The following is a 23,207-nucleotide window of genomic DNA, read 5'->3' as shown; positions in this document are numbered from 1 at the left end:
GAAGGGCTGTTACCATGCTGGACAAACCCGCCTCCGCGCTGCGCATCCGTGAACGGCTGATCGAATCCGAAAGGCTGATGGAAGAGACCGGCTGCTATGACGGCATCACCGAACTCCAACTGCGCAACCAGGATCCGCTGAAATTCGAGACGCTGCACACAAAATTGCGCGCCTATTGCGTCTCGGCGCGCGAAATGGCCCGCCGCATCTCCGCCTCGCCCGGCGTGCGCGAGGTCGGCGAGATGGTCGTCGCCATCTACACGCCGGAGGGCGACGCGATCGCGCTCTCCAACGGCATCATGGTGCATGTGCACACGATGAGCCGTTTCATCAAATGGATGATCCGCAACGGCTACGAAGAGAACCCGCAAATCCTCGACGGCGATATCTTCGCCAACAACGACGCCTTCATCGGTACCGTGCAGGTTCCCGATGTGATGGACGTGGTGCCGATCTTCCACTCGGGCAAGCTGGTCGGTTGGGCGGGCGCGGTGTGCCACGAACTCGAGGCCGGCGGTATCACCCCCGGCGGCGACGTCGCGTTGGCGCAGGAGCGCTTCACCGAAGGCCTGTTCGTCTGCGCCGAGAAGGTCGGCCAGAACGACGAGTTGCGTCGCGACTACGTCGTCCGCTGCGAGCGCAATCTCAGGATGCCGATCTACTGGGTGCTGGACGAGAAGGCCAAGGTGGCGTCGTGCATCGACATGCGCGAAAGCGTCAAGGCGCTGATCGACGAGATCGGCCTCGACTACTGGATGCAGGTGTCGAAGGAGTTCATCGAGGAGGGCCGCCGCGCACAGCTTGCCCGCACGCGCCAGCTGACCGTGCCCGGCATCTATCGCGGCCACACCTTCTACGGCCACGTCACCAAGGGCAAGCCTGGCTACCAGCCGCTCGGCGATCCCGACTGGCTCTACAATATGCCGATCGAAATGGAGATCACCACGGACGGCAAGATCATCATGGACTTCGAGGGCACGCAGCCCTGGGGCTACCATTCGATGAACTGCACGCCGGCCGGCATGGATGGCGGCATGTTCGTGACGCTGACCCAGCACATGAACTTCGAGGGCCTGGTCAATGACGGCGCCTGGATGGCGACCGAGCTGAAACTGCCGCACGGCACCTGGACCAATCCCGACAATGAGATGGTGGCGACCGCTACCTCATGGGCGCTGCTGCTGCCGGCCTATGGCGTCTTCCAGCGCCTGCTATCGCGCTCCTTCATCGGGCGCGGCTTTGTCGAGGAGGCCTTTGTCGGCCAGGTCAACAGCCCGATGATCGAGATGGGCGGCACCAGCCAGTATGGCAAGCTGTTCGGCATGGCGCATTTCGAATGCGCGGCCGCCGGTTCCGGTGCGCTGGCGATCAAGGATGGGCTGGACACTGCCTATGTCGGCTGGAACCCGGAATCCGACATGGGCAATATCGAGATCTGGGAACAGAACATGCCGATGCTGTATATCGGCCGCTCCATCGTTCCCAATTCCGGCGGCGCCGGCAAATACCGCGGCGGCTGCGCCTTCCTGTCGACCTGGCTGGTCTCGAAGACCGATCACCTGAGGCTGGTCACGTCGGAGCATTCGTCCCGCGTGTTCGACAATGGCGGCATGTGCGGCGGCTATCCGGCGCCGACCTGCCAGAAGCATCGCGCGGTGCGGGATTCCAATATCTTCGAACTCGCCGAAAAGCGGGCGCCGCTGGCGCATCACACCGGCACCAACCCGCACCGCTCGGAACTCGAAGTCCGCCTGCAGGGCGAGCACGTGACCATGGAAGGTCCCTACATCACCGCGCCGCACAAGACCGGCGACGTCTTCACCCATTCCTACAATGGCGGCGGCGGCTATGGCGACGTGCTGGAGCGCGACCCGCTCAAGACGGCGTGGGATGTCGAGAACGGCTTCCTCACCAGGGAAGTAGCAGAGGGCATCTTCGGCATCATGCTGGATGAGGACGAGGACGGTTATCCCGTCGCCAACCTCGATGCCACCAAGCGTCACCGCTCGGAAATGCGGGCGGCCCGGCTGGCCAAGGCAAGGCCGGTTTCGGAGTGGATCGCAGCCGAACGCGGCCGTGTCGAAAAGGCCGACTTCGCCCCCGAAGTGAAGAAGATGTATGCCAGCGCGATCAAGCTATCGTCGCGCTTCACCAGGGAATTCAGCGATTTCTGGAACGTCGACGCCAAATCGATCTTCATGCCGGGAGCAAAGCCATGACCTCGTACAGCAAGGAAGTCATCGCCGATCTGGTCGCGGGCACTTTGCCCTGGCCGCAGACGCGCCGCGTCATGAGCGCGTACAAGGATGACGACCGATTTTTCAAATATGTCGCGGTGTTGCAGGACCGTGTCGGCTGGAAAGACCCGATCCTGCTGCCGGTCTCGGATCATCTCTTCATCTGCCAGAGCGGCGACGAGCGGGTGACGAAATGCGAGTGCGGCCATTCTTTCGGCGACTATCGCAAGAACTGGAAGCTGAAGGCCGCGATCATCGTACGCAACACCGAGGAATCGCTGCGCGAAATCTATCCCAACAGCGATATTCCCGATCCGCAATGGATGGAGATCCGTGAGTTCATCTGCCCGCAATGCGGCACCATGCACGAGGTCGAGGCCGCGGCCCCTGGCTATCCGATCGTGCATGACTTTCAGCCCGACCTCGAAAGCTTTTACCGTGAATGGCTGGGCAAACCGCTTTAGGCTCCGACGATCACGCGTCGCGAGTGGGCGTTCGTCAGGTTCGCCCATGGATGATCGACAAGAGCCGTCTGGGCTGGTTGTCTGTCGCGAATTGATTGGAGAATGCGAGCGATGACAGACCTTTCCGGCCGCAGCGCGATCGTCACTGGCGGGTTTTCCGGCATGGGCTTTGCCATCGCGACGGCGTTGGCTGAGGCCGGCGCCGATGTCGCCGTCGGCTCCTACATCGCGCCCGCCGGCGCCGCCAGATCCGACGCCGCCTATTATCCCGGAGCCGACGAGATCGAACGCGTGCGCTCGGCCCTGTCGGCCCATGGCACCAGGGTGCATGCCGCGCATCTCGATGTCCGCGACAGCGATATCGTCAACCGGTTTGCGGCTGACGCGCAAGCCGCCATCGGCCCCGTCGACATCCTGGTCAATGCCGCTGGCACCACGGCCGAGCAGCCGGTCGTTGGTCATTCCGACGCGCTGTGGGACAAGATCGTTGACACCAATCTCACCGGCGCCTTCCGCGCCACCCGCGCTGTGCTGCCCGGCATGATCGAGCGCGGCTGGGGCCGCATCGTCAACATCGGCTCGACCGCCGCGTCCGTTGGCTGGAAGGACAATCCGGCCTACTGCGCCTCCAAGGCGGGGCTGCTCGGGCTGACCCGTTGCGTGGCGCTCGAAGGTGCAGCGCATGGCGTCACCTGCGTCATGATCAGTCCGACCTGGGTCGAGACCGAACTGATGCGCCGCAACGTGGCGCAGGTCGTCGAGCGCGAAGGCAAGGGCCGCTCGGTTGGGGAAGCGATTGCGGAGATCGCCAAAGGCAATCCGCAGCAGCGCATGCTGCAGCCGTCGGAGATCGCGGCCTTAGCCGTCTTCCTGTGCTCGGACCTCGCCAAGGGCATCACCATGGAGAACATACAGGTCACCGGCGGAGCGCTGTGGTAGCGTTGCCGCGGGCGGGCAGAGCAATTCCCGGAAAAGTGTGTAGCGGTTTTACCGGCAGAAGCGCATAGCGCTTCCCCTTGGGAATTGCGTAAAAACAAAGAGTTAGAGCGGTTCGGCGATTTCATCAAGCGCTGAACCGCTCTAGCGCCCGATCTCTCCCCGTTCGCCGGTGTAAGACAAGGTGACCGGATTGCCCGGATTTGCCATTGAGCATGCGGTGCGATAGGTTATATTGCACTGCACAATGGAGATGCCGTTTATTGCACGCCCCTGTTTGCGCATATGCCGGCCGGCTTGCGGTCAGCCCGGATTGGGTCGCGTCGACGGGACTCTGAGATGAAGATTCCAAAGTCCCTGCTGGTCGATCCCGAGAAGAATTCGGTCTATGGCGCCTTTGCCGTGGCCGTCTCGATCTGGGCGTTCTCCTATTCCGTCATTTTCGGCCAAGTGCTGATCCTGGCCTATTATGCCGTCTGGCTTCCGCTCATCCTGGTCGAATACCGGCGCTTCCTGCGGCAATTGTCCGGCGCCTGGCTGCCGCTTTTGTTCGCGGCCTATGTCTGCTTCTCCATCTTCTGGTCGCAGGCGCCCGGCGTCACCGCCAGAACGGCAGTCCAGTACCTTTCCCACATTGCCTGTGCCTATGTTGCGGCTCGCACTGTCAGCGTGCGGACCCTGACGCTCGGCGCCCTGGTCGGGATATTCTTCGTCCTCGTTTATTCGCTCAAGGTCGGGGCCTATTCCGAGGACGTGCTTGACGGCACCTACAATTTCGTTGGCGCCTTTGCCTCCAAGAACCAGATCGGCTTCATCGGCTCGCTCGGCATCTATTTCTCCGTCGTGTTTCTTGCTTTTCTGCGACGCGGCCGGCTGAGTTTCATCCTGACGGTGCCGGTCGTGCTGCTGTCGGCCTATGTGTTGATCGCCTCGCATTCCGCCACCTCCATGGCCTCGATACCGGCGGTCCTGGCGCTGATCGCGCTTCTTGCCATGACCAAGCTTTTATCGCGGCGCTATCGCCGCGTAATCTTCCTGGTCGGCGCCGGCCTCGTCGTCGTGGTGGCCGTTGTTTCTCTCAATCTCGGGCTGATGGACTTCGTCCTCGGCATCTTCGGCAAGGATTCGACGCTCACCGGGCGGACCTATCTGTGGGAGCAGGGCTGGAACGCCGCGCAGCGCTCGCCGATCCTCGGTGTCGGCTATGCCGCGTATTGGGTGCAAGGTTTCGCCGAGGCCGAGCGACTGTGGAACGAATTCTACATCACCACCCGCACCGGCTTCCATTTCCACAACACCTATGTCGAGGCGCTGGTCGAGCTCGGCTTCACCGGGGCGGTGATGGTCGCGCTGATCATGCTGCGCACGCTCTACGGCCATGTCTCGACGGTGATCTTCAAGGCTTGGCAGGCCGAATCGGTTGTGCTCTTCGGTGTGATGGTGCTGCTGCTCATCCGCTCCTTCGTCGAGGTCGAAATCCTCAACCCCTACATTATGGGCTCCTTCCTGATGTATTTCAGCTACTTCAAGCTGGCGCGGCTGCCTGTTACCCGTACGCGCTGGGCGCCGACGTTTGAACAGGCGGATGCGGCCAGGAGCGAGCCGGCCTGGCCCCGGCATCATGGTCGTTCGGCGGCTGCCGATCAGGCATGAGCCCATGCCTGTCGCCCGGGAACGGCGCGGCGGCGGTGCGCTCTATAATTTCGCGGCTGAAATCGCAAAAACCTCCGCCAGGCAGGGCTGACGGAGGTTGGAATTTTTACGCTATGGATCGAAAGCGCGGGATCGCCCCGTAAGCCAGACACTTACTGGCTGGCCAGTGGCGCCAGCTTGATCTTGATCACGTCGCCGGGCAGCACCAGCGTGTCTTCCTTGGCGGCGATCTCGCTGGTCTTGCCATCGACATTGCGCACCAGCGAATAGAGCAGGGTGGGCTGCTGGCCGTTGGTGATGGCGGCTGTCGTCGCGGGATCGCTGGCCTGGGCGATCAGGCCTTTCTGCATATTCACCTTCAGCGCCGCCTCGTTCAGGTCGGCTTCGGTCTGCTGCCGGTCGGCGGCGAGGCTCGAGCTCAACGTGTTCTGGGCATCGATGGCGTCCTGCTTCGCCTTGCTGATCGCCTGCTTGGCTGTGAGGATGGCCGTCTCGTAATCGAGGATCTTGCCTTGCAGGTCGGTGACGGACTGCTGCGAATCCAGGAGCCGCGCATTGGCGACCAGGCCCTTCTGCGCCAGCGGACCGATGCTGGCGAGCTGCTGCTGCGCCAGGTCGACCTGCTTCTGCTGATTGACGATCTTCTTCTGCAGCGATTCGATTTCCGCCTGCAAAACCCCCTTGAGATCGTCGAGCGCCTCGAGCTTCAGCTTCAGCGCTTTTTGATCCGCCGTCAGGATCGTCATTTCGTCGGCGATGATGGTCGGCAGCCTCGGGTCGCCCTCGACCTCCTGCGGCGGCTCGAAGCTCGCCTTGCCGGCCAGATCGGCATCGATGCGGGCGCGCCTGACGAGCAGCCGGACACGCTGGTCGTCGGAGATATCGAAATTGCCCTTGGCCGTAACCAGGTCCTTACCGAGCTGCGGCCCGTAGTCCGAGTTGCGCCGGATGCCGCCGGCGACGCTGATCGCTTTCAGCACGGTCAGATCGGGCACGTAGGGAAACTGGCCGGGGTTCTGCACTTCGCCCGAAATATAGAAGGGCCGGAATTGCGCCATCTCGACCGAGGCCTCGGGCTTGTCCGATAAAGCGAGCTTGTGCTGCAGCGCCTCGCCAATGGCCGCCGCGACCTCCGCCGTGGTCTTGCCGGCGGCCGGCAACTCGCCGACGAAAGGCACCGACAGCGTTCCGCCCGGGCCTACCGTGTATTCGCCGTTCACCGCCGACCAGTCGCGGAACGTGCCTTCGACGGTCTGCCATTCGGCAATGCGGATAGTAAGCTTGTCCTGCGAGCCGAGATGGTATTCGTCAGCCGCGGCGATCTGGGGAAGAAAAGCGAGCGACGCCGCAAGGCATGTGGCCATGAGCCGAGAGCGGCCGGGAAAGCGGCCGCTGCCAAAGGCTTCGAACATGTCTGTTTTCAACTGAACGTTCCGATCCGTTTTAGCCCCATCGCCCGATGAGCTTGCCGCCCGGATGCCTGATAACTTGGAGCCGGCGGCCGGTCAGTAAGAACCGCGTGACATCCACACGGCCGGCACGGTCTTGATGATGATGCGAACGTCGCCGAACAGCGACCAGTTCTCGACATAATGGCGGTCGAAAGCGACACGGCTGTCATAGGAGACGTCGTTGCGGCCGCTGACCTGCCACAAGCCGGTCAGGCCGGGGCGGGACTTCAGGTAATACACAGCGGCGCTGCCGTAGATTTCCAACTCGTCGCGCACCACCGGGCGAGGCCCGACAAGGCTCATGTCGCCCTGCAGGATGTTGATGATTTGCGGCAGTTCATCGAGGCTGAGCTTCCGCAACACCGCGCCGACGCGGGTGACGCGCGGATCGTTCTTCAGCTTGCGGGTCGCGATCCATTCCGCGTTGGCTTCCGGATTGGTGGCGAGGTAGGCGGCCAGCACCTTGTCGCCGTCCGGAACCATGGTGCGGAATTTCAGGCACGGAAAAATCCGTCCGCCGCGACCGATTCGCCGGTGACCGTAGAAAATCGATCCACCGTCGGAAAATTTGACCAGCAGCGCTATCATGACGAACAGCGGGCTGAGAGCGATCAGACCAGCCAGTGAACCGACAATGTCGAAGCTGCGCTTGATGAGGCCGCCGATCGGCGGCGGAAAGTCGGTGTCAGCCTGCGAAAAGCCTGCCGTGGCCGACTTGGCGATATCCCTCATGCGAAAACTCCATGCGTGGAACGAATGGTTTACCGCAAGATATCAAAAAAATGTTGCAGCGCAACACACAATTTCCCAGCCCCTTGAAATAGTCACGTCATGAATTGACTAAATAATAAGCTCGTGGTGCACATTTTTCAGGATGCTTAGCAAATTTGTGACAACAAATGGGCAAGAGGAAAAAAATCGGGGCCTTTTTGGGGCGCTTTCCGGGCAAGGCGTTCTCTCAGGCCTGTGATGGGGCATATTAGAGCTTTAGGAAGACGCTGTGTTCGCAACTATTAACATAAAATACTACATAATATTGTAGATTGTACTGAAGAAACCTGGTAGCCACAGGTTGTGTCCAATGCGGTTAGGTGCGTTGCAGCATGGCAGAGTCGATCGTGCTAGCTCAATCAAAAATATGTGCGGTTGCCCTTGCTGCCTTCTGCTCGCCTTAATAGAATTGCAAATTATACCTGTCAGAGTGGCGACAGGTTGAAAGGCCGGAAGCAACCGGTCGACAGCGGGTGGTTTAACAAGCCCGCATCACAAGGGACGGCGCTCGGGTGGGGCTATCGTTGGATATAACCCGAGCCGGTTTATGGGCTGTTGGGTATGTCGCTTCCAAAATTCATCGTTGGGATGGTTTTCGCACTGGCGATCGTGGTCGCCTGGTCCTGGCTTGGCGGGGCTTCGCTGGGCACGACGCTGTTGCGCGTCATCATCTGTGCCGTGGTCATCCAGGCCGGCTATTTCATCCTCGTCTATGCCATGATCGCCAGGAGCGCGCCTACGCCGGCCGACAGGCTGCGTGAAGCCGAGAGAAAGCTGAACTCGACCGACGTGGCCGAAGGCGAGAAGCTGGGCAACGCCCGGCGGAGCCTGCATTAGGTCCTTGTCCGAAGGAATCGGCCTCAACCCACATTGGCGGGCTCGGTCTCCGACTGCTCTCCCGAAAGCATCCGGGATAGCCGGCTCGCCGGCTTCGCCTTCAGCCGCTGATATTGTCCGACTTCCACGACACGGCCGTCCTCCATCGCCACCACCCAGTCGGCGAAGGCGATCATCGATGGCCGGTGGGCGATGGTCAGGATGGTCATCGCGCCGCGCAATCCGTCGATTGACCTGGCGATCAGCGACTGGTTCTGCCAGTCGAGCGCACTGGTTGCCTCATCGAGGATGAGCAGTGACGGCTTGCGCAGCAGCGCGCGCGCCAGTGCGATGCGCTGACGCTCGCCGCCGGAGAGTCGCACGCCGCGATCGCCGACGATCGTGTCGAGCCGCTGGTCGAGCCGTTCGACGAATTCGCCGGCATGCGCGGCGCGCAGCGCGGCCCATAGCGCGTCGTCGCTGGCCTGCGGAGCGGCCAGACGCAGATTCGCCGCGATCGTGTCATGCAACAGGAACACGTCCTGCGGGACATAGGCCACCTGATCGCGCCAGCGCCGACGATTGCTGGCGTCGATCTCGACGCCGTCGACGAGGATTTTCCCATCGGTCGGCTCGAGCAGGCCGAGCAGCATGTCGGCGATCGTGCTCTTGCCCGATCCCGAGGGGCCGATCAGGGCAGTGACCTTGCCGGCCGGCAGCCCGAAGGTGATGTCGCTCACCACTGCCTTGCCTGTGCCGTCCTCGTAGCCGAAAGAGACGCCGCGAATGTTCAGCCCGGTATCGAGCGGCAGTTTTCCGGCATCCCCGGCTTCGGCATGGCCCGGCTCGCGCTCCGCGTCGAAGCGGGCCTGCAGGCTGCGCATGGCCGTATAGGCGGGCAGGTTGATCAGCACCTGCTGGGCCTGCGTCTGCATGTCCATGAAACGCGGCGCGATGCGCATGAAAACCAGCAGCAGCACGACGATTTCCGCCAGCAACAGGTTGAAGCGGACCAACGCCACGTAGATGAACAGGCTGAGACCCACGACACTCGCCACCTGGAATACCGCGGTGCCGATCGAACTGTTGCGCACATAGTCGATGTTGTCGGCCTTCATCTTTTCCAGCGTCGCCTGCAACTGCGCGAAATAGCTGGCCTCGACATTCAGGCTCTTGGCCACCTTGATGCCGCCGAGGAATTCCGAAACCGTGCGGTACTGATCTTGCCGGTTGCTGGTCAGGACGCGCCCGAAGGCGGTGGCGCGCGCCCGAAACGGCTGCAGCGCTATGAACATCACGATGCCGATGACGATGGCAAACACCGTCATCACCGGCGAGATGAACATCGAAATCACGAGATAGCCAACCAACAGCACGGCGATCTGCACCAGCATCAGCAGCGAGAAGGCGGCGCCCTGGACGCGATCGATGTCGCCGGTCAGGGCATGGTCGAGATCGGAACTGCGCATGCGCGAGAACACGCCCCAGCGCGCCTTGCCGATGCTCTCGAACAGGTTGATGCGCAAGCGGTTGATGAAATCGAAGAGAAGCCTGGCCATGTAGACCGACTTGAACCGGTTGAACGCGGCCTGCACGGCAACCAGCCCGACCAGCGCGCACAGCACCGTCGTCAGTTGCAGCGTTCCATCGGGCACCAGCCAGCGTATGAAATCATTGTTCGGCAACCGCACCGCGAAATCCTGGTCGGCGCGCCCGACCAGATGCAGCAGCGGCACCAGCAGCAGGATAGAGATGCCCTCCGTCAGGCTGCCGAGGATCAGGAACAGCAGCGCCGTCCAGGTCCGCCGTCCGCCGATCTGGGCGATGACGGCGCCGAATGCGGCGACATCGCGAAACAGCGACAGGCGAAGGATGGAGGACTTCGACATGATTGCGCTCACCGCTGCCGACGGCCAGTAGCCAGGTCCCCGGTCGCCAGGTTCCCGGTCGCCAGATCGGTCTCGATCAGCTCCGCGGCCTCGCCAATCCTGTCCAGGCCGGTTGGAACTTCCAGTCGGAACACGCCGACATGGTTAGCGATTGCTGAACATTGGCGAAAATGCAGTGCCGCGAAATCGCCGGACAGCGCCGCGCGACCGAAACGCGTCACGTAGGAGAATTTGATGATCGCCGGCAGGGCGGCGATGCCGGGCAAGGCCGTGATCCCTGCCTTTTGACCGCGTTGAAGGACGTAGATCCTGGTCGCCGGCACCATGCTGCCGGAGAAGTTGCCGTGCAGGCGATGCTGCATCTTCTCGATCGCCGGATGCGCTTGCGGGCGCGCCTCGGCTCGGCCGAGCGAAATCGCCGCCGCGGCATCGGCGGCGAGCTTGATCTGCGGAAATCCCGGAACGATCATCGGCGCGTCCGGGCCGGTCAGATCGAGCGCTACGACATCGTCGGTAAGCAGATCGTGACCGGCCCGGATCAGCGCGCTTGCCGTTGTCGATTTGCCAGCCCCCTTGTCGCCCATGAAGATGGCGCCGTTACCGGCCACCGCGATGGCGCTGGCATGCAGCACGAGCAGGCCACGCTGGTGCAGCAACAGCGCCATGACCGGTCCGAGCAGCGGGAAGGCGAGCAGCGCATCGTCGACCCCGGGCGCCGGCTCGATGTCGATGCGGCTGCAATCGCTGATCAGAAAGGCGCCGACGGCATGCCATGCGAGATATTGCCGGTCCGGCTCGAAGCGAAAGACGGTCGCGACTTCGGGCGAAGGCTTCGGCATGTCGATCGTGCCGATGGCGATCAAGATATCGGGGCAAGCCGGCTCCGCCGGTTCCAGCTCTGGCAATGCCACGTCGGATGCGACGGTCAGGCCATAAGCCCTGTAGTAACGCCGTTCGCGCATCATCCCGCCATGGGGATGCAGATCGTCAAGGTGCATGGCGAGCGGCTGGTTGCGAGGGATCATGCGGGGCTCCTGCTGTGCTGGACCTGCCGCAGCCACAGCGACAGCGAGGCAGAACGCCAGACATACTGGACATCGAGGGGCGCTGCCCGGTCGGGCTGGCGCAGCAGCCGCGCATAGGCGGCACTCACCTGCGGCAGGTTGACGTAGGGCGCGATGCGGCCGGCATCCGAGACCAGCAATTGCTCCAGGAGGTCGCGGTGGTTGCGCACCATGCCGTTGACGAGATTGGCGGTGAAATCGATCTTGGTGCGCCGCCACTGCACCGCCGCCGGCAGGGTGCCCTCCATGGCGCGGCGCAGCACATAGCGGCCGAAGCCGTGGCTGAGTTTTTCCTCGCCCGGCAGCGCCAGGCAGAACTCGACCAGCGGCTTGTCCCAGAAGGGATAGCGCGGCTCGACACCGAAATTGGCGGCCGCCTTGTCGAGCACCTCGAAAGAGTGCGGCACATAGCCGTTGGTCAGGATCCAGCGATGGCTGAGCGCGTCGCTGGCCTGGATGCCGGGCGGCATGTAACCAGCCCGGTGGAAGCGGTCGAGGATTTCGGTCCGCCTGGCCAGGTCCGGATTGATCAGGTCGCGCCAGCCGCGCCCGCGCTGCATTTGCGTGGGCTTGCGTATCTTGTTCAGCGCTCGGTTCGCCAGCTGTCTCAGCCTGGCGATCCGCCAGGCCGGCCCGTAAAGGGTCAGGAACAGGAAATAAAGGCCGAGCGTGCTGTCGCCATAGGTGTTGGAGGCGCTGCGGACCTCGCGCCAAAGCTCCAGCCACCTGCCGCCATTGGCGAGCTCGTGCAAATGGCCATGTCCCTGTGAAACGACCTCGTCGCCGCCATGGCCGTCGAGCAGCACCTTGATGCCCTTGGCGCCGGCCGTCCGGTAGATGCCGCGGGTCAGCGTCAGTCCTGGCGCCAGGAAGGTCCCTTCCTGCTCCTCCAGCACCCGTTCGAATTCAGCAAAGGGCGCATAATTGCCTACAGGGATCAGCGTCGGATCGGTCTTCTGCTGATCGAGCACCGCATCGATGAACGGCCGCTCGTCCATCGACGAGCCCTTCTCGAAGATCAGCGAGAAGGTCGGCAGCCTGGGCTTCCGCTCGGCGGCGTTCTGCAGGCCGGCGACACAGGCGATCGAGGAAGAATCGAGGCCGCCGCTCAGCATCGCTCCGATCGACTGACTTCCGCGCATGCGGTTGCGCACCGATTGCGAAAACAGATGGGCGAATTCCTCCGCCGCATCCGACCGCAGCGGCCGCGCCGACGGCTCGATCTGCCAGTATCGGCGCAGCACCACCTGTTGCGCGCTGACCGTGAGGCTGTGACGCGCCGGCAGGCTGAAGATATCGCTGTAGGGCGTGGATTGCGGGTCGTCGGGAAGACCGGCCAGGAATCCCGAAATGCGGCGCTCGCTGATGCGTGCTCCGACCCCATCGAGGCCAAGCATCGGCCCGATCTCGGAGGCAAAGGCAAAACGCCGGTCGGCGGCGTGGTAGTAGAATGGCTTGACCCCGAAATGGTCGCGCGCGCAAAACAACAGCTGCCGCTCGGCGTCCCAGATCGCAAAGGCGAAATCGCCTTGCAGATGCACAGGGCTGGCTTCGCCCCAGCGCAGATAGGCCCGCATCAGCAACGTCGCGTCCGCCACCGTCCTGTCGCGTATGCCGAGCCGTGCCATCAGCTCGTCGCGATTGTCCAGCCGGCAATCGGCGGTGATGGCGAGCTTGCCGCCGGCCATGGTCAGCGGGCCGGGGCCGGCTTCATCCGTGGTGTTGAGCCAGGCGTGGCCAAGCGCTATGCCGGCACCCAGCCACCATGAACTTCCGTCGGGGCCGCGATGGCGCATGCGGGCCAGCATCTGCTGGATGTCGGCCGCCGCATCGGCAGGCGGGGGGCCTTGTCGCAGCAGGATTCCGGCCACGCCGCTCATCGGCTGCCGTGGTCGACCAGATGCGCGAACCCATCGACGGAGCCGCCAAGCACGACATGGTTGTCGCTGACCAGCCAGGCATGCGCCTTCAACTGCTCGCCCGTGCCGCGTTCGATACCGATGCGGATCTTGGAGGCATTGCCCTGGCGCGCCAGAATGTATTGGCCCGAAAGCGCTTGGGTAAGACAGGTGGCGCGCGGCACCAACCGTGCAGCCGCGGCGACCCCCCAGGCGACGAGCCGTAGCTCGCCCATACTGGCGCACTGGCGGGCGTTGAGCCGGGTCACCATGCCACGAACGCGATTGTACGAGAACAATGTCAGTCCCAACCGGACAGTCGCGACCACCAGCAGGCACTGGCAGAGGAAAAGGGCTTCCGAGCCGCTCAGGGACAAAACCCTGGTCAAGCCCTGGCCAGGCCGGCGTTTCGCAGGCCCCTTTTTTTGGTCCGTCGCATATTTCTGCTGCGAGATCATGGCCTTTTGCGGAGCCTGCCTAGACGAGTGCCTCATGCTGCAGCCTTGCTAGTCCGTTTTCGGCCATGCCTTTCAGCAAGGCGTCGACGTCGGCCTTGCAGCGCTCGGCGTCGACATTGTAGCGCTCGAGCACGGCGCCGCGGATATCGCCGATCGTCTTCGGCTCCTGGATCAACTCCCAGATGAACGCACCGACGCCGTTGAGGCTGTAATAAATATTGGATTTCAGGTTGAGAAGCGCGAGGCCGTCACCGAATTGGCAAGCCACGGCGTCCTTGATGGCACTTACGGTATCGTGCTCGGATGGGTTCCAGTTCATGCCAAAACCTCTTGCAACACACGGTCTACGCATCGCCATTTCAAAAAGGGAAAGTCGGGGATTTTCATCCCCGGCTCCATTCACGGTCTTCAATCCTGGAGGCCCAACGTCACTCCCCCAGAACCAGGCTAGTCTCAGGAGAACGTCAGATCGCCAATCGGGGTATGCGCCGGAAAGGACGCGTCGATTGCCGTGCTGCCGCCACCGCCCTGGGTGATGGTCTCGATCGAACCATGTACCGTCAGGCTGGGCGTTTCGTACTCGTGCTTTTCAACATTCTGTTCCATTTTACTCTCCAATGAGGACTGGAAACGGCCTGTCGAGTGCCGTCAGCACTTTCATGCTGCGCTGCAATAGCTGCATGGCAACATTTATGAGTCAAGCCTGATTTACCTCTGGTTAATCAATTGTGGGTTGCGGACGTCACCATGCGTGTGCGGATTGCTCACAATTTCGCCTCTTTCGGGCTGAAACCACGTACGGACGGGCCTTGCGTTGCTGATTCTTTAAACAATTGACTTTGCCTGCGTAAAAACTGCGTGGAGCTGATGCTTCTTTAGGCATCCCTAAGAAGACGGGTTTACTTTAGCCGACCCGTGGTGATGGACGGACTAAACGTCTCGATAGGACCTGAAATCCAATAGTTCATTGCGCGATCGTCGGAAAGGTCGACAAACGCTCTGGTTGCAAAATCTCGCACTGCGAAAGGAAAGGCTTTACGGCGCCGAGGTTTTTGAGGATGCTTTGCTTCGCACTTGCAGCATACGCGCCGCGCAAACCGTATTTTGGAGATTATGCGCTCAATGGCCTTGCCGGAAAGTTCCTATGAACGACTGCGGGCGGCGGACTGCGCCGACGAGATTGCCTATGTTCAGGCCTGCCTGCGGTTGTATTTCGCGGGTCGAACCGCCTCGGCGGGCGACGTGTCGACGCCGAACCTTTCCGATGCCGTCGTCGCCGACATCGCTAGGCTGAATAAAGTCGCCATCTTCGTTCTGAAGGCGCTGTCGCGCGCCCCGGCGGGCGACAGGCCGGCAGAGCTTTTCCGCTGGCTCGACACCTATCGCCGGCGGACGGTTTCGATGAACGCCGCCTGCCTCATGGATTCGATGGCGATCCACCAGGCGCTGCGCGATAGGCGGATCGATTTCGTCTTTCTCAAAGGTCCCTTCCAGCAGCATCTGCTCTACGACGACCATTTCATGAAGCCTTCGGGGGATGTCGACATACTGGTTTCCCCGGCCGGCTTCTCAAGAGCCCGCGATGCGCTGCGTTCGATCGGCTATGAGGTTGCCGGCAAGTCGCGCTCGGTCTGGTGGGTCCGCTTCCTTGGAGAACAACACATGGTCCGTGGCAACGGGCTCTCGACGGTCGACCTTCACTATCGGCTCCAGCAGCCTGGCTCGCCCAGCCCGCGCGATGCCGACGGCTTCCTGCGGCGCAAGCGGCTGGTCGAGATCACAGGCACCGAAGTGCCGTTCACCTCGGTCGCCGATACGCTGATGCTGTCCTGCATCAGTGTTGCCAAGGCACTGTTCAACCGCGAACCTTGCGCCGGCTATGTCTGCGATATCAGGGCCAGCGCCAACCGTCTCGACGAGGCCGATCAGCAGCGTGTGCTCGATGCGGCGGTGAGCCAGGGGCTGGACGATACGCTGCTGCTCGGCCTGCGCGCCGCTGATGTGCTGCTGGGCGGCACCGGCACGCTGCTGTCGGAGCGGGCCAAGCCGATCCTGTCGCGCATCGGCAATGAGGACCTGCTCAACATGGTCATCGCGCCGTGGCTGTCATCCTTGCGGTGGCCGCAGCGGCGAACGGTGTTGTGGGAATTGTGCGGCCGGGCTCCCGTCCGCTATCTGGCCGAAGCTGGCTGGGCGGCGTCGGCGGACATCAGCCGCCGTATCTTCGAGCGACCCGCCAGTCCGTGATGGCGGTGGCGTCGCAATACGTACAGGGCGAGGGCAGATCGGAACCTGTGCAAGAGGCAAACCCATGTCGATGACGAAATCAGAGGTCTGCGTGATTATCGCGGCCAAAAATGCGGCACCCACGATCGCGGTCGCTATCGCGTCCGCGTTGCGCGAGCCGGAAGTGACGGAGGTCGTCGTCGTCGACGACGGCTCGACCGACGACACGGCCGAGGTCGCCCGGTCCGCCGACGACGGCAGCGGCCGGCTCGCGGTCATGCGCCTCGGGGTCAATCGTGGCCCGTCCTTCGCCCGCAATGCCGCGATCGCCGGCTCGAAAGCGCCATTCATCAGCATTCTGGACGCCGACGACTTCTTCCTCGAGGGCCGATTCCGCAACCTGTTTGCCGCCTCGGATTGGGATTTCGCGGCCGACAACATCATGCTCATCAGGGATGATGCCACAGGCGACGCAACCAAGATCGTCGCCCCCGATTTTGCCGCCGATCCGGAATTCCTCGACTTCGAGCGCTTCGTGGAAGGCAACATCTCCAGGCGCCGCGTGCAAAGGGGTGAGCTTGGCTTCCTGAAGCCGGTGATCAGCCGCGCCTTCCTCGACCGGCACCGACTGCGCTACGACGAGAGCCTGCGGCTGGGCGAGGATTATGAACTCTACGCCCGGGCAGTCGCCCATGGAGCGCGATTCAAGGTCATTCGCTCCTGCGGTTACGGCGCCATCGTGCGCGCTGATTCGCTCAGTGGCCGCCACAAGACGCAGGACCTCAAGCGGCTCGCCGATGCGGATCTGGCGCTGTTGGCGATCGACAGCCTGCCGGAAGGTTCCAAGGCGGTGCTGCGGCGGCACGAGAGGCATGTGCGCGACAAATACCGGCTGCGCAATTTCCTCGACGTGAAGGCCGAGCGCGGGCTGGCTTCGGCAGCGGCGTATGCTCTCGCCAGTCAATCCAATCTGGTCCCCATCGTCCAGGGCGTGGCGTCCGACAAGCTCGAGGCGCTGTTTCGGCGCGTTGGCCTCGTATCCGGGCAAAAGCGCGTGCCGCCGCTGCGTTTCCTGATGGCCGGCACCAGCGCGGGCAAGGAACGGTAGGACTCTGGCGATGCCCGGTTTCCCGCCAACGGCACGCGCCCCGCGCAAACCATTTCCACCGGATTTATGAGTTTACGAATTGGGTGGTTGCCTCACGGCTCTGACGATGGCAGTCTATGTTGCGGTGCAGCAAATAGAACGACCAGCCGAACTGGCCCCCGATCGGATTGGTCCCAAGTCTCTCCCGTCCGTGGAGTTGGATGATGCGGTACGCGTTTTTCAGCCCCGCTTGCGGGGATCGGCCAGCAGCCCGGACTTAAGCCGGCGATGACAGGAATTTAAGCCCATGGCCTCGATATTCGGCTTCAGATCCAGGGATCCGGCCCGCGACCGGCAGGTCGACATTGCGCGCCTCGACCGGCTGGCGAAGCTGTTCGAGCAGATCGCCGTCGAGATCGAGGCCGAGAAAACCGGCCTGGAGAGCCGCTATCGCAAGACGGCGACCAACGCCGCCTTTCTCGTCGAAGCCATGGAGAACGGCTCCGCTTCCGACAGGCGCTCATCCGAAGTCAGCGCGCTGACGGAATCGATCCTGAATAGCGAACGCCGCATCGCGGCGCTGTCGCGGCAGAACGGCATGATGAAGGAGCTCCGCCATTCGCTGGATTTGGTCTTCGACGAGGGTGCTGCGTCCGATCCGGCCGGGGTCGATTCCGCCAGGCCCGCGGGCGCCGGCCGCGCGTGACGATGAAGGTGTGGGACGCCTTCGAAGGTGTGATGCAAAGCAGGAGAGGGAATTCGGGAGAGGTCAAGCAAGAGGCCAAGGTTGGCCCGTTTGGAAGCGGTTCAAACGTCGACTTTGGGTCGGGGACGCACAGCACAAAGGTGAGTTGGTATGAGTTCGGATTCGAAAACCACGTCCACGACGGCAATTGATGCATCGCCCATTGCGCGGCTGGCCGGGAAAGCCGGCCTGCGGCGATTGAGTCTGCTCGGTGCGCTGTTGCTGTCCGCTCTTGGCTGCCTCACGGCGGTCCCTGCCCATGCACAGGATATCCAGTCCTCCCCCTCTTTCGTCGACGATTTCAAAAGCTTCGATCGTTCGCGCTGGTATGTGTCCGATGGCTGGAACAACGGCAGCCATCAGAATTGCACCTGGTCGAAGGGACTGGTCGCGCTTTCCGATGGCGTGCTGTCGCTCGGCTTCGAAAAGCAGAAGCTGAAGGATCGCGAGTTCGCCTGCGGCGAGATCCAGACCAAGCAGCGCTTCGGCTACGGCACCTACGAGGCGAGGATGAAGACCGACACAGGCTCCGGCCTCAATGCGGCGTTCTTCACCTATATCGGTCCGTCCGACAAACAACCCTGGGACGAGATCGATTTCGAGATCCTGACCAAGGACACCTCCAAGGTGCAGGTCAACGCCTATATCGCCGGCAAGGGCAAGAACGAGAAGCTGGTGGAGGTGCCGGGCGGCACCGACAAGGCCTTCAACGACTACGCCTTCGTCTGGGAGAAGGACAGTTTGCGCTGGTATGTCAACGGCCAGCTGGTGAACACCATCACCGACCCGGCAAAGCTGCCCAGCCATGCGCAGAAGATTTTCTTCAGCCTTTGGGGCAGCGACACCATGAAAGGCTGGATGGGCGCGTTCGAGGATCCGGGCCGCAAGCTTTCTCTGCAGGTCCAGCGCGTCGCCTTCACCGCGCTGGGTGAGCCCTGCCAGTTTCCCGAATCGCTCGTTTGCAGCGTAAAAGAGCTGGGAAAGACCAATTGAACCGGCCGGACCGAAAAACGGTTCGCGGCCATGGATGGGAATGAAACCGAATGAATTTGACGGTGTTTGGAATCGGCTATGTCGGCCTCGTGCAAGCGGCGGTGCTTGCCGAGGTTGGCCACCAGGTTGTTTGCGTCGATATCGACGCAAACAAGGTGGAGCGGCTCAACCAGGGCTTCGTCCCGATCTTCGAGCCGGGCCTCGAAAGCCTCGTCAGGGAAAACCATGCCGCCGGCCGCATCAAATTCACCACTGACGCCGCCGCCGCCGTCCGGCACGGCGAAATCCAGATGATCGCCGTCGGTACCCCGCCCGGCGAGGATGGATCGGCCGACCTGAAATATGTGCTGGCGGTCGCCGAGACCATCGGCCGCGAGATGGAAACCACCAAGATCGTCGTCGGCAAATCGACCGTGCCGGTCGGTACCTGTGAAAAGGTGAAGGCAAGGATCGCCGAAACGCTGAAGAAGAGAGGACGCGACGATCTGAGCTTCGATGTCGCCTCCAATCCCGAATTCCTCAAGGAAGGCTCGGCCGTCGCCGATTGCATGAAGCCGGACCGCATCATCGTCGGCACCTCCAGCGAGGCAACCGAGGCGGTGATGCGCGAGCTCTACGCGCCGTTCAACCGCAACCACGAGAAGATGATCGTGATGGACGTGCGCAGCGCCGAATTCACGAAATACGCCGCTAATTGCATGCTGGCGACCAAGATCAGCTTCATGAACGAGATGGCCAATCTGGCCGAGCAGCTCGGCGCCGACATCGAGGAGGTGCGCAAGGGCATCGGCAGCGATCCGCGCATTGGCTACCACTTCATCTACCCAGGTCTCGGCTATGGCGGCTCGTGTTTTCCCAAGGACGTTCGCGCCCTGATCAAGACCGCCGAGGGCGTCAAGTTCGACGCCAAGCTGCTGCGTGCCGTCGAGGAGCGCAACAACGATCAGAAGTCCGTGCTCTTCGACAAGGTGCACCGCTATTTCAAGGGCAGCCTCAAGGGCAAGACCTTTGCTTTGTGGGGTCTCGCCTTCAAGCCCAACACCGACGACATGCGCGAGGCGCCGGCGCGTGTGCTGATGGAGGCGCTGTGGAACGCCGGCGCGACCGTTCAGGCCTATGATCCCGAGGCGATGCAGGAATGCCAGGCCATCTATGGTCAGCGCGACGACCTGCTATTGTGCGGCACCAAGGAAGCCGCGCTGCGCGGCGCCGACGCGCTGCTCATCGCCACCGAATGGAAGAGTTTTCGCGCCCCGTCCTTCGATGCCTTGAAGGATGCGCTGGCCACGCCTGTCATCTTCGACGGCCGCAACCTCTACGACCCCAAGGTCGTGGCGCGCCATGGCATCGAATATCACTCGATCGGCCGAATCGCGGCATGAGAGCGGACATGGACAGCGGGAACCCGAATCAGGCGGTCGCGCGCGGCGCGGAAAGGAATTGCAGCTGATGGTGCTGGACGTAAAGCCGGAGCAAATCACCAGGGATCATTTCGATGTTGTCGCGATCGGTTCCGGTTTCGGTTCGGCCTTCTTCCTGCACGAGTTCGCCAAGCGGCGTAAGGCACGCATCCTGGTGCTGGAATGGGGCCGGCACAACACCCATGAATGGCAGCTCGGCCAGAACGCCAACACCGACATCGACGACGAGACGACCTACAAGACAGACAATGCCGACAAGCCGTGGAACTACACGATCGGGCTGGGTGGCGGGACCAACTGCTGGTTCGCGCAGACGCCGAGGTTCCATCCCAACGACTTCAGACTGAAAAGCACCTACGGCATCGGTAATGACTGGCCGATCAGCTATGACGACGTCGAGCCGTTCTACTGCGACGCCGAAGAGATCATGTCGATCTCCGGCGATCCCGACATGGCGGCGATGCTGCCGCGCTCGAAACCGTTTCCGCAACCGCCGCATCGCATGTCGACGCCGGACAAGATGATGAAGGCGGCCCAGCCCGACCAGCACTTCGTCATGCCGACCGCCCGCGCCCGGGTGCCGACCTCACAGCGCACCTCGTGCTGTGCCAATCTGCGTTGCTGGCTGTGTCCGGTCGACGCGAAATTCACCGCCAACAATGGCCTGATGCATGTCTTCGAGCATCCCGACGTTTCGGTCTGCCTCGGCGCGGAAGTACGGCGGCTCGATCATGCCGGCGGCACGGTCCGGGCCGTCAGCTTCGTTCATGACGGCAAGGAATATCAGGTCAGCGGCGACCTCTTCATTCTCGGCGCCAATGCCATCCAGAGCGCCGCGATCATGCTGCGTTCGGGCCTTGGAGACGAATTCGTCGGGCGCGGCCTGCATGAATCCTATGGTTGGAATTTCGAGGTCTATCTCGACGGCGTCGACAATTTCGACGGCAGCACCATCACCACCGGCCTGAATTTCGGCCTTTATGACGGTCCGCACCGGTCAGAGCACGCAGCGGCGCTGGTCTATTTCGAAAACCGCTGGCAGCACGGGATGCGGGCCGAGAAGGGCCGGGTGCGCCAGGCGCTGCCGCTTGTCGTGGTCACCGAAAACCTGCTCGATCACGAAAATTTCGTCACCCTCGACGAGAACGACAACGCCTTCGTAAGCTTCAAGGCACCGTCGGACTACGCGGTCAAGGGCATGGCCCGGGCGCTGGATAAATTGCCTGGACTGCTGGCCCCGCTGCCGGTCGAACGGCTCTTCGACCGCGGTATCCGGCCGACGGAATCGCATGTCCAGGGCACGCTCAGGATGGGCACCGGCCCAGCCGATTCAGTGATCGATAGCAACATGATCCATCACCGATTGAGAAACCTGGTTGTCGTCGGCACCAGCACCTATCCAAGCTGCTCTTGCGCCAACCCGAGCCTGACCGCGGCGGCCTTGTCCCTGCGGGCGGCGAGCCGGATCTCGTGAAAGGAGCGGGCCGATGATCGAAGTCACACGGCGCTCGGCACTGGCCATCCTGGCGGGAGGCGTCGCGTCGACGGGCGTTGCCTATGCGGCCGTCTCCTCGTTTTCCGACGAGGACCTGATTCGGGTCTCCCTCGAAAAATACCTCGGCAGGCTGAACATGCGCATCGAGCATCTGCAGCAGTTCGCGCTGGAATTCCGCAATCGAAATCCGTGGGTCTTTCCAAGCGAGAAATTGAGCGATGCCGTCACTCTGGTGGAGGCGCTCAAATTGGGCGCCGCACGCCGCCTCCTGCCCCAGCAGAAGCGCGAAGATCTGCGGCGTTTCGACCGCTGGGTCATTGCCGAATTCCATATGCTGACGGACTACGCCTGGCGCAGTTCGCCTGACGATCCGATCCGGTTCACCGGATGGCACTCATGCACCAATCCGTTCGCGGCGCTTGATCCGCCGCGCAATGCCTGAGACGGCCTTCTGCGCGGCTCTTCATCGGTCGCAGGAATGAAACGTGAAAGACCAGGAGCCAGGGACCATGAAAGTTCTTTTTGCAGGCGGCAACGGCTACCCGCCGGAGTTCAGCGGCGGCGTTCAGTCGAGCACGCATCATCTGGCCGAACAGCTGATCGAACACGGACATGAGGCCGCGGTGCTTGCCGCCCTCTTCGGCGACGGCGTCTTCGGCCTGAAGGCGCGCGCCAAGATGAAGCTCTTGCGCCAACCCGCGGTCGTCGACAGTTTTCCCGGCTACCCGGTGATCCGGGCGTGGTTTCCCTGGGAAGCAGCAGGTTTTGCCGTCAAGAAACAGAGGCCGGATGTGGCGGTGGTCCAGTGTCACAAATCGGTGCCGCTCGGCAAGGCGTTGCAGGCCGAGGGCGTGCCGCTGGTCGTCTATCTCAGAAATGTCGAGTTTCATGAACTGGCCGGCGATCTGCGCGAATTGCGCTCCGCGCTCTACATCGCCAATTCGGAATTCACCGCGCGGACCTACAGCAGGGAATTCGGCATCGAGGCGACAGTGATTCCACCGACCATCAATCCGACGCATTACAGCACGCCGACCACGGGCCAGTTTGTCACGTTGATCAACCCCTATGAGGAAAAGGGCTTCGAGCTGGCGGTGCGCCTTGCCGGCGCCTGTCCTGAAATCCCGTTCCTGTTCGTCGAGAGCTGGAAGCTGGAGGACGACCATCGGGCGCGCATCGAGGAAACGATCGCACCGCTCGGCAATGTCACGCTGGAAAGCCGCACCAGCGACATGAAGACGGTCTATGGCCGCACCAGGATCCTGCTTGCGCCGTCGAAGTGGGAAGAGGCCTGGGGCCGCGTCGCGTCGGAGGCCCACTGCAGCGGCATTCCTGTCGTAGGCTCGCGGCGCGGTGGCCTGCCCGAAGCGATCGGCCCCGGCGGCGCGGTGCTCGACTATGACGCTCCGCTCATCGACTGGGTCGCGGCCGTCAGGCTGCTGTGGAACGACAACAAGGAGTATGAGCGGGTTTCCAGTCTGGCGCGCGGTTTCGCGGCGCGCCCGGAGCTCGATCCCGATCGCCAGTTCGTCACCTTCTCCTCGATATTGGACAGGGCGGTCCGGCAGCGTGCCCTGCAGGCTGCCTGAAAGGCACCCGCACA

General features: G+C 62.5%; 21 protein-coding genes. 13 read left to right on the top strand and 8 right to left on the bottom strand.

Features of this window, described 5'->3' with window-relative positions; all coding sequences use genetic code 11:
• Nucleotides 1-14 precede the first annotated feature (14 nt).
• The 4 genes from EB233_RS01395 (at nucleotide 15) to EB233_RS01380 (ending at nucleotide 5,290) form a co-directional block, all read left to right on the top strand.
• Nucleotides 15-2,219 (top strand): hydantoinase B/oxoprolinase family protein, encoded by a 2,205-nt coding sequence (locus EB233_RS01395; protein WP_064990370.1) that lies wholly within the window; start codon nucleotides 15-17, stop codon nucleotides 2,217-2,219.
• Complete coding sequence (locus EB233_RS01390; protein ID WP_064990371.1) at nucleotides 2,216-2,701, top strand: acetone carboxylase subunit gamma; 486 nt, start codon at nucleotides 2,216-2,218, stop codon at nucleotides 2,699-2,701. Before EB233_RS01395 ends, EB233_RS01390 begins: the two co-directional genes overlap by 4 nt.
• Before the next feature lie 111 nt (nucleotides 2,702-2,812).
• Nucleotides 2,813-3,640 (top strand): SDR family NAD(P)-dependent oxidoreductase, encoded by an 828-nt coding sequence (locus EB233_RS01385; protein ID WP_064990372.1) that lies wholly within the window; start codon nucleotides 2,813-2,815, stop codon nucleotides 3,638-3,640.
• Between the two features lie 336 nt (nucleotides 3,641-3,976).
• Nucleotides 3,977-5,290 (top strand): O-antigen ligase family protein, encoded by a 1,314-nt coding sequence (locus tag EB233_RS01380; protein WP_064990373.1) that lies wholly within the window; start codon nucleotides 3,977-3,979, stop codon nucleotides 5,288-5,290.
• Nucleotides 5,291-5,442: 152 nt separating this feature from the next.
• Here the strand turns inward: EB233_RS01380 and EB233_RS01375 are convergent, their stop codons facing one another.
• Entirely contained in the window at nucleotides 5,443-6,702 is a 1,260-nt protein-coding gene (locus EB233_RS01375; protein ID WP_064990374.1) for a polysaccharide biosynthesis/export family protein, read from the bottom strand.
• 93 nt (nucleotides 6,703-6,795) lie between these two features.
• Nucleotides 6,796-7,473 carry a sugar transferase gene (locus EB233_RS01370; protein ID WP_027052712.1) on the bottom strand — a complete coding sequence of 226 codons (678 nt, stop codon included), beginning with the start codon at nucleotides 7,471-7,473 and terminating at the stop codon, nucleotides 6,796-6,798.
• Nucleotides 7,474-8,073: 600 nt separating this feature from the next.
• Between EB233_RS01370 and EB233_RS01365 the strand changes: the two genes are divergently transcribed.
• Nucleotides 8,074-8,349: a hypothetical protein gene (locus tag EB233_RS01365; protein WP_027052711.1), complete on the top strand. Its 276-nt coding sequence runs from the start codon at nucleotides 8,074-8,076 to the stop codon at nucleotides 8,347-8,349.
• A 23-nt stretch (nucleotides 8,350-8,372) separates the two neighbouring features.
• On the opposite strand, the gene EB233_RS01360 is transcribed toward EB233_RS01365, so the two are convergent.
• The 6 genes from EB233_RS01360 to EB233_RS01335 all read right to left on the bottom strand — a co-directional run bounded on the left by EB233_RS01360 (nucleotide 8,373) and on the right by EB233_RS01335 (nucleotide 14,243).
• Entirely contained in the window at nucleotides 8,373-10,217 is a 1,845-nt protein-coding gene (locus tag EB233_RS01360; protein WP_064990375.1) for an ABC transporter ATP-binding protein, read from the bottom strand.
• Nucleotides 10,218-10,225: 8 nt separating this feature from the next.
• A complete protein-coding gene (locus EB233_RS01355) occupies nucleotides 10,226-11,242 on the bottom strand; it encodes a phosphoenolpyruvate carboxykinase (ATP) (protein ID WP_064990722.1) in 1,017 nt (338 codons plus the stop codon).
• Nucleotides 11,239-13,161 (bottom strand): lasso peptide isopeptide bond-forming cyclase, encoded by a 1,923-nt coding sequence (locus EB233_RS01350; protein WP_064990376.1) that lies wholly within the window; start codon nucleotides 13,159-13,161, stop codon nucleotides 11,239-11,241. Before EB233_RS01350 ends, EB233_RS01355 begins: the two co-directional genes overlap by 4 nt.
• Nucleotides 13,158-13,568, bottom strand: a complete 411-nt coding sequence (locus tag EB233_RS01345) for a lasso peptide biosynthesis B2 protein (protein WP_244277710.1) — start codon at nucleotides 13,566-13,568, stop codon at nucleotides 13,158-13,160. Before EB233_RS01345 ends, EB233_RS01350 begins: the two co-directional genes overlap by 4 nt.
• A gap of 88 nt (nucleotides 13,569-13,656) precedes the next feature.
• Entirely contained in the window at nucleotides 13,657-13,956 is a 300-nt protein-coding gene (locus EB233_RS01340) for a PqqD family protein (RefSeq protein ID WP_064990378.1), read from the bottom strand.
• A 134-nt stretch (nucleotides 13,957-14,090) separates the two neighbouring features.
• Nucleotides 14,091-14,243, bottom strand: a complete 153-nt coding sequence (locus EB233_RS01335) for a lasso peptide (protein ID WP_010913078.1) — start codon at nucleotides 14,241-14,243, stop codon at nucleotides 14,091-14,093.
• Nucleotides 14,244-14,759: 516 nt separating this feature from the next.
• Here EB233_RS01335 and EB233_RS01330 point away from each other — a divergent pair.
• The 8 genes from EB233_RS01330 (at nucleotide 14,760) to EB233_RS01295 (ending at nucleotide 23,193) form a co-directional block, all read left to right on the top strand.
• The gene (locus EB233_RS01330) at nucleotides 14,760-15,884 is read left to right on the top strand and encodes a nucleotidyltransferase family protein (protein ID WP_064990379.1); all 1,125 of its coding nucleotides are present in this window, start codon (nucleotides 14,760-14,762) and stop codon (nucleotides 15,882-15,884) included.
• 64 nt (nucleotides 15,885-15,948) lie between these two features.
• Nucleotides 15,949-16,971, top strand: a complete 1,023-nt coding sequence (locus tag EB233_RS01325; RefSeq protein WP_027052704.1) for a glycosyltransferase family 2 protein — start codon at nucleotides 15,949-15,951, stop codon at nucleotides 16,969-16,971.
• A gap of 286 nt (nucleotides 16,972-17,257) precedes the next feature.
• A complete protein-coding gene (locus EB233_RS01320) occupies nucleotides 17,258-17,656 on the top strand; it encodes a hypothetical protein (protein WP_064990380.1) in 399 nt (132 codons plus the stop codon).
• Nucleotides 17,657-17,806: 150 nt separating this feature from the next.
• Nucleotides 17,807-18,688: an endo-1,3-1,4-beta-glycanase ExoK gene (exoK, locus tag EB233_RS01315; protein ID WP_081294156.1), complete on the top strand. Its 882-nt coding sequence runs from the start codon at nucleotides 17,807-17,809 to the stop codon at nucleotides 18,686-18,688.
• Nucleotides 18,689-18,738: 50 nt separating this feature from the next.
• Nucleotides 18,739-20,070: a UDP-glucose dehydrogenase family protein gene (locus EB233_RS01310; RefSeq protein ID WP_064990381.1), complete on the top strand. Its 1,332-nt coding sequence runs from the start codon at nucleotides 18,739-18,741 to the stop codon at nucleotides 20,068-20,070.
• Nucleotides 20,071-20,137: 67 nt separating this feature from the next.
• Nucleotides 20,138-21,583 (top strand): GMC oxidoreductase, encoded by a 1,446-nt coding sequence (locus EB233_RS01305; protein WP_064990382.1) that lies wholly within the window; start codon nucleotides 20,138-20,140, stop codon nucleotides 21,581-21,583.
• Nucleotides 21,584-21,596: 13 nt separating this feature from the next.
• On the top strand, nucleotides 21,597-22,046 hold the full coding sequence (locus tag EB233_RS01300) for a hypothetical protein (RefSeq protein WP_064990383.1): 450 nt from the start codon (nucleotides 21,597-21,599) through the stop codon (nucleotides 22,044-22,046).
• 67 nt (nucleotides 22,047-22,113) lie between these two features.
• Complete coding sequence (locus EB233_RS01295; RefSeq protein ID WP_064990384.1) at nucleotides 22,114-23,193, top strand: glycosyltransferase; 1,080 nt, start codon at nucleotides 22,114-22,116, stop codon at nucleotides 23,191-23,193.
• Nucleotides 23,194-23,207: the final 14 nt, after the last annotated feature.

Source organism: Mesorhizobium erdmanii, assembly GCF_013170725.1.
Classification (GTDB): domain Bacteria; phylum Pseudomonadota; class Alphaproteobacteria; order Rhizobiales; family Rhizobiaceae; genus Mesorhizobium; species Mesorhizobium erdmanii.
This window is presented reverse-complemented; position numbering and strand designations above follow the sequence as displayed.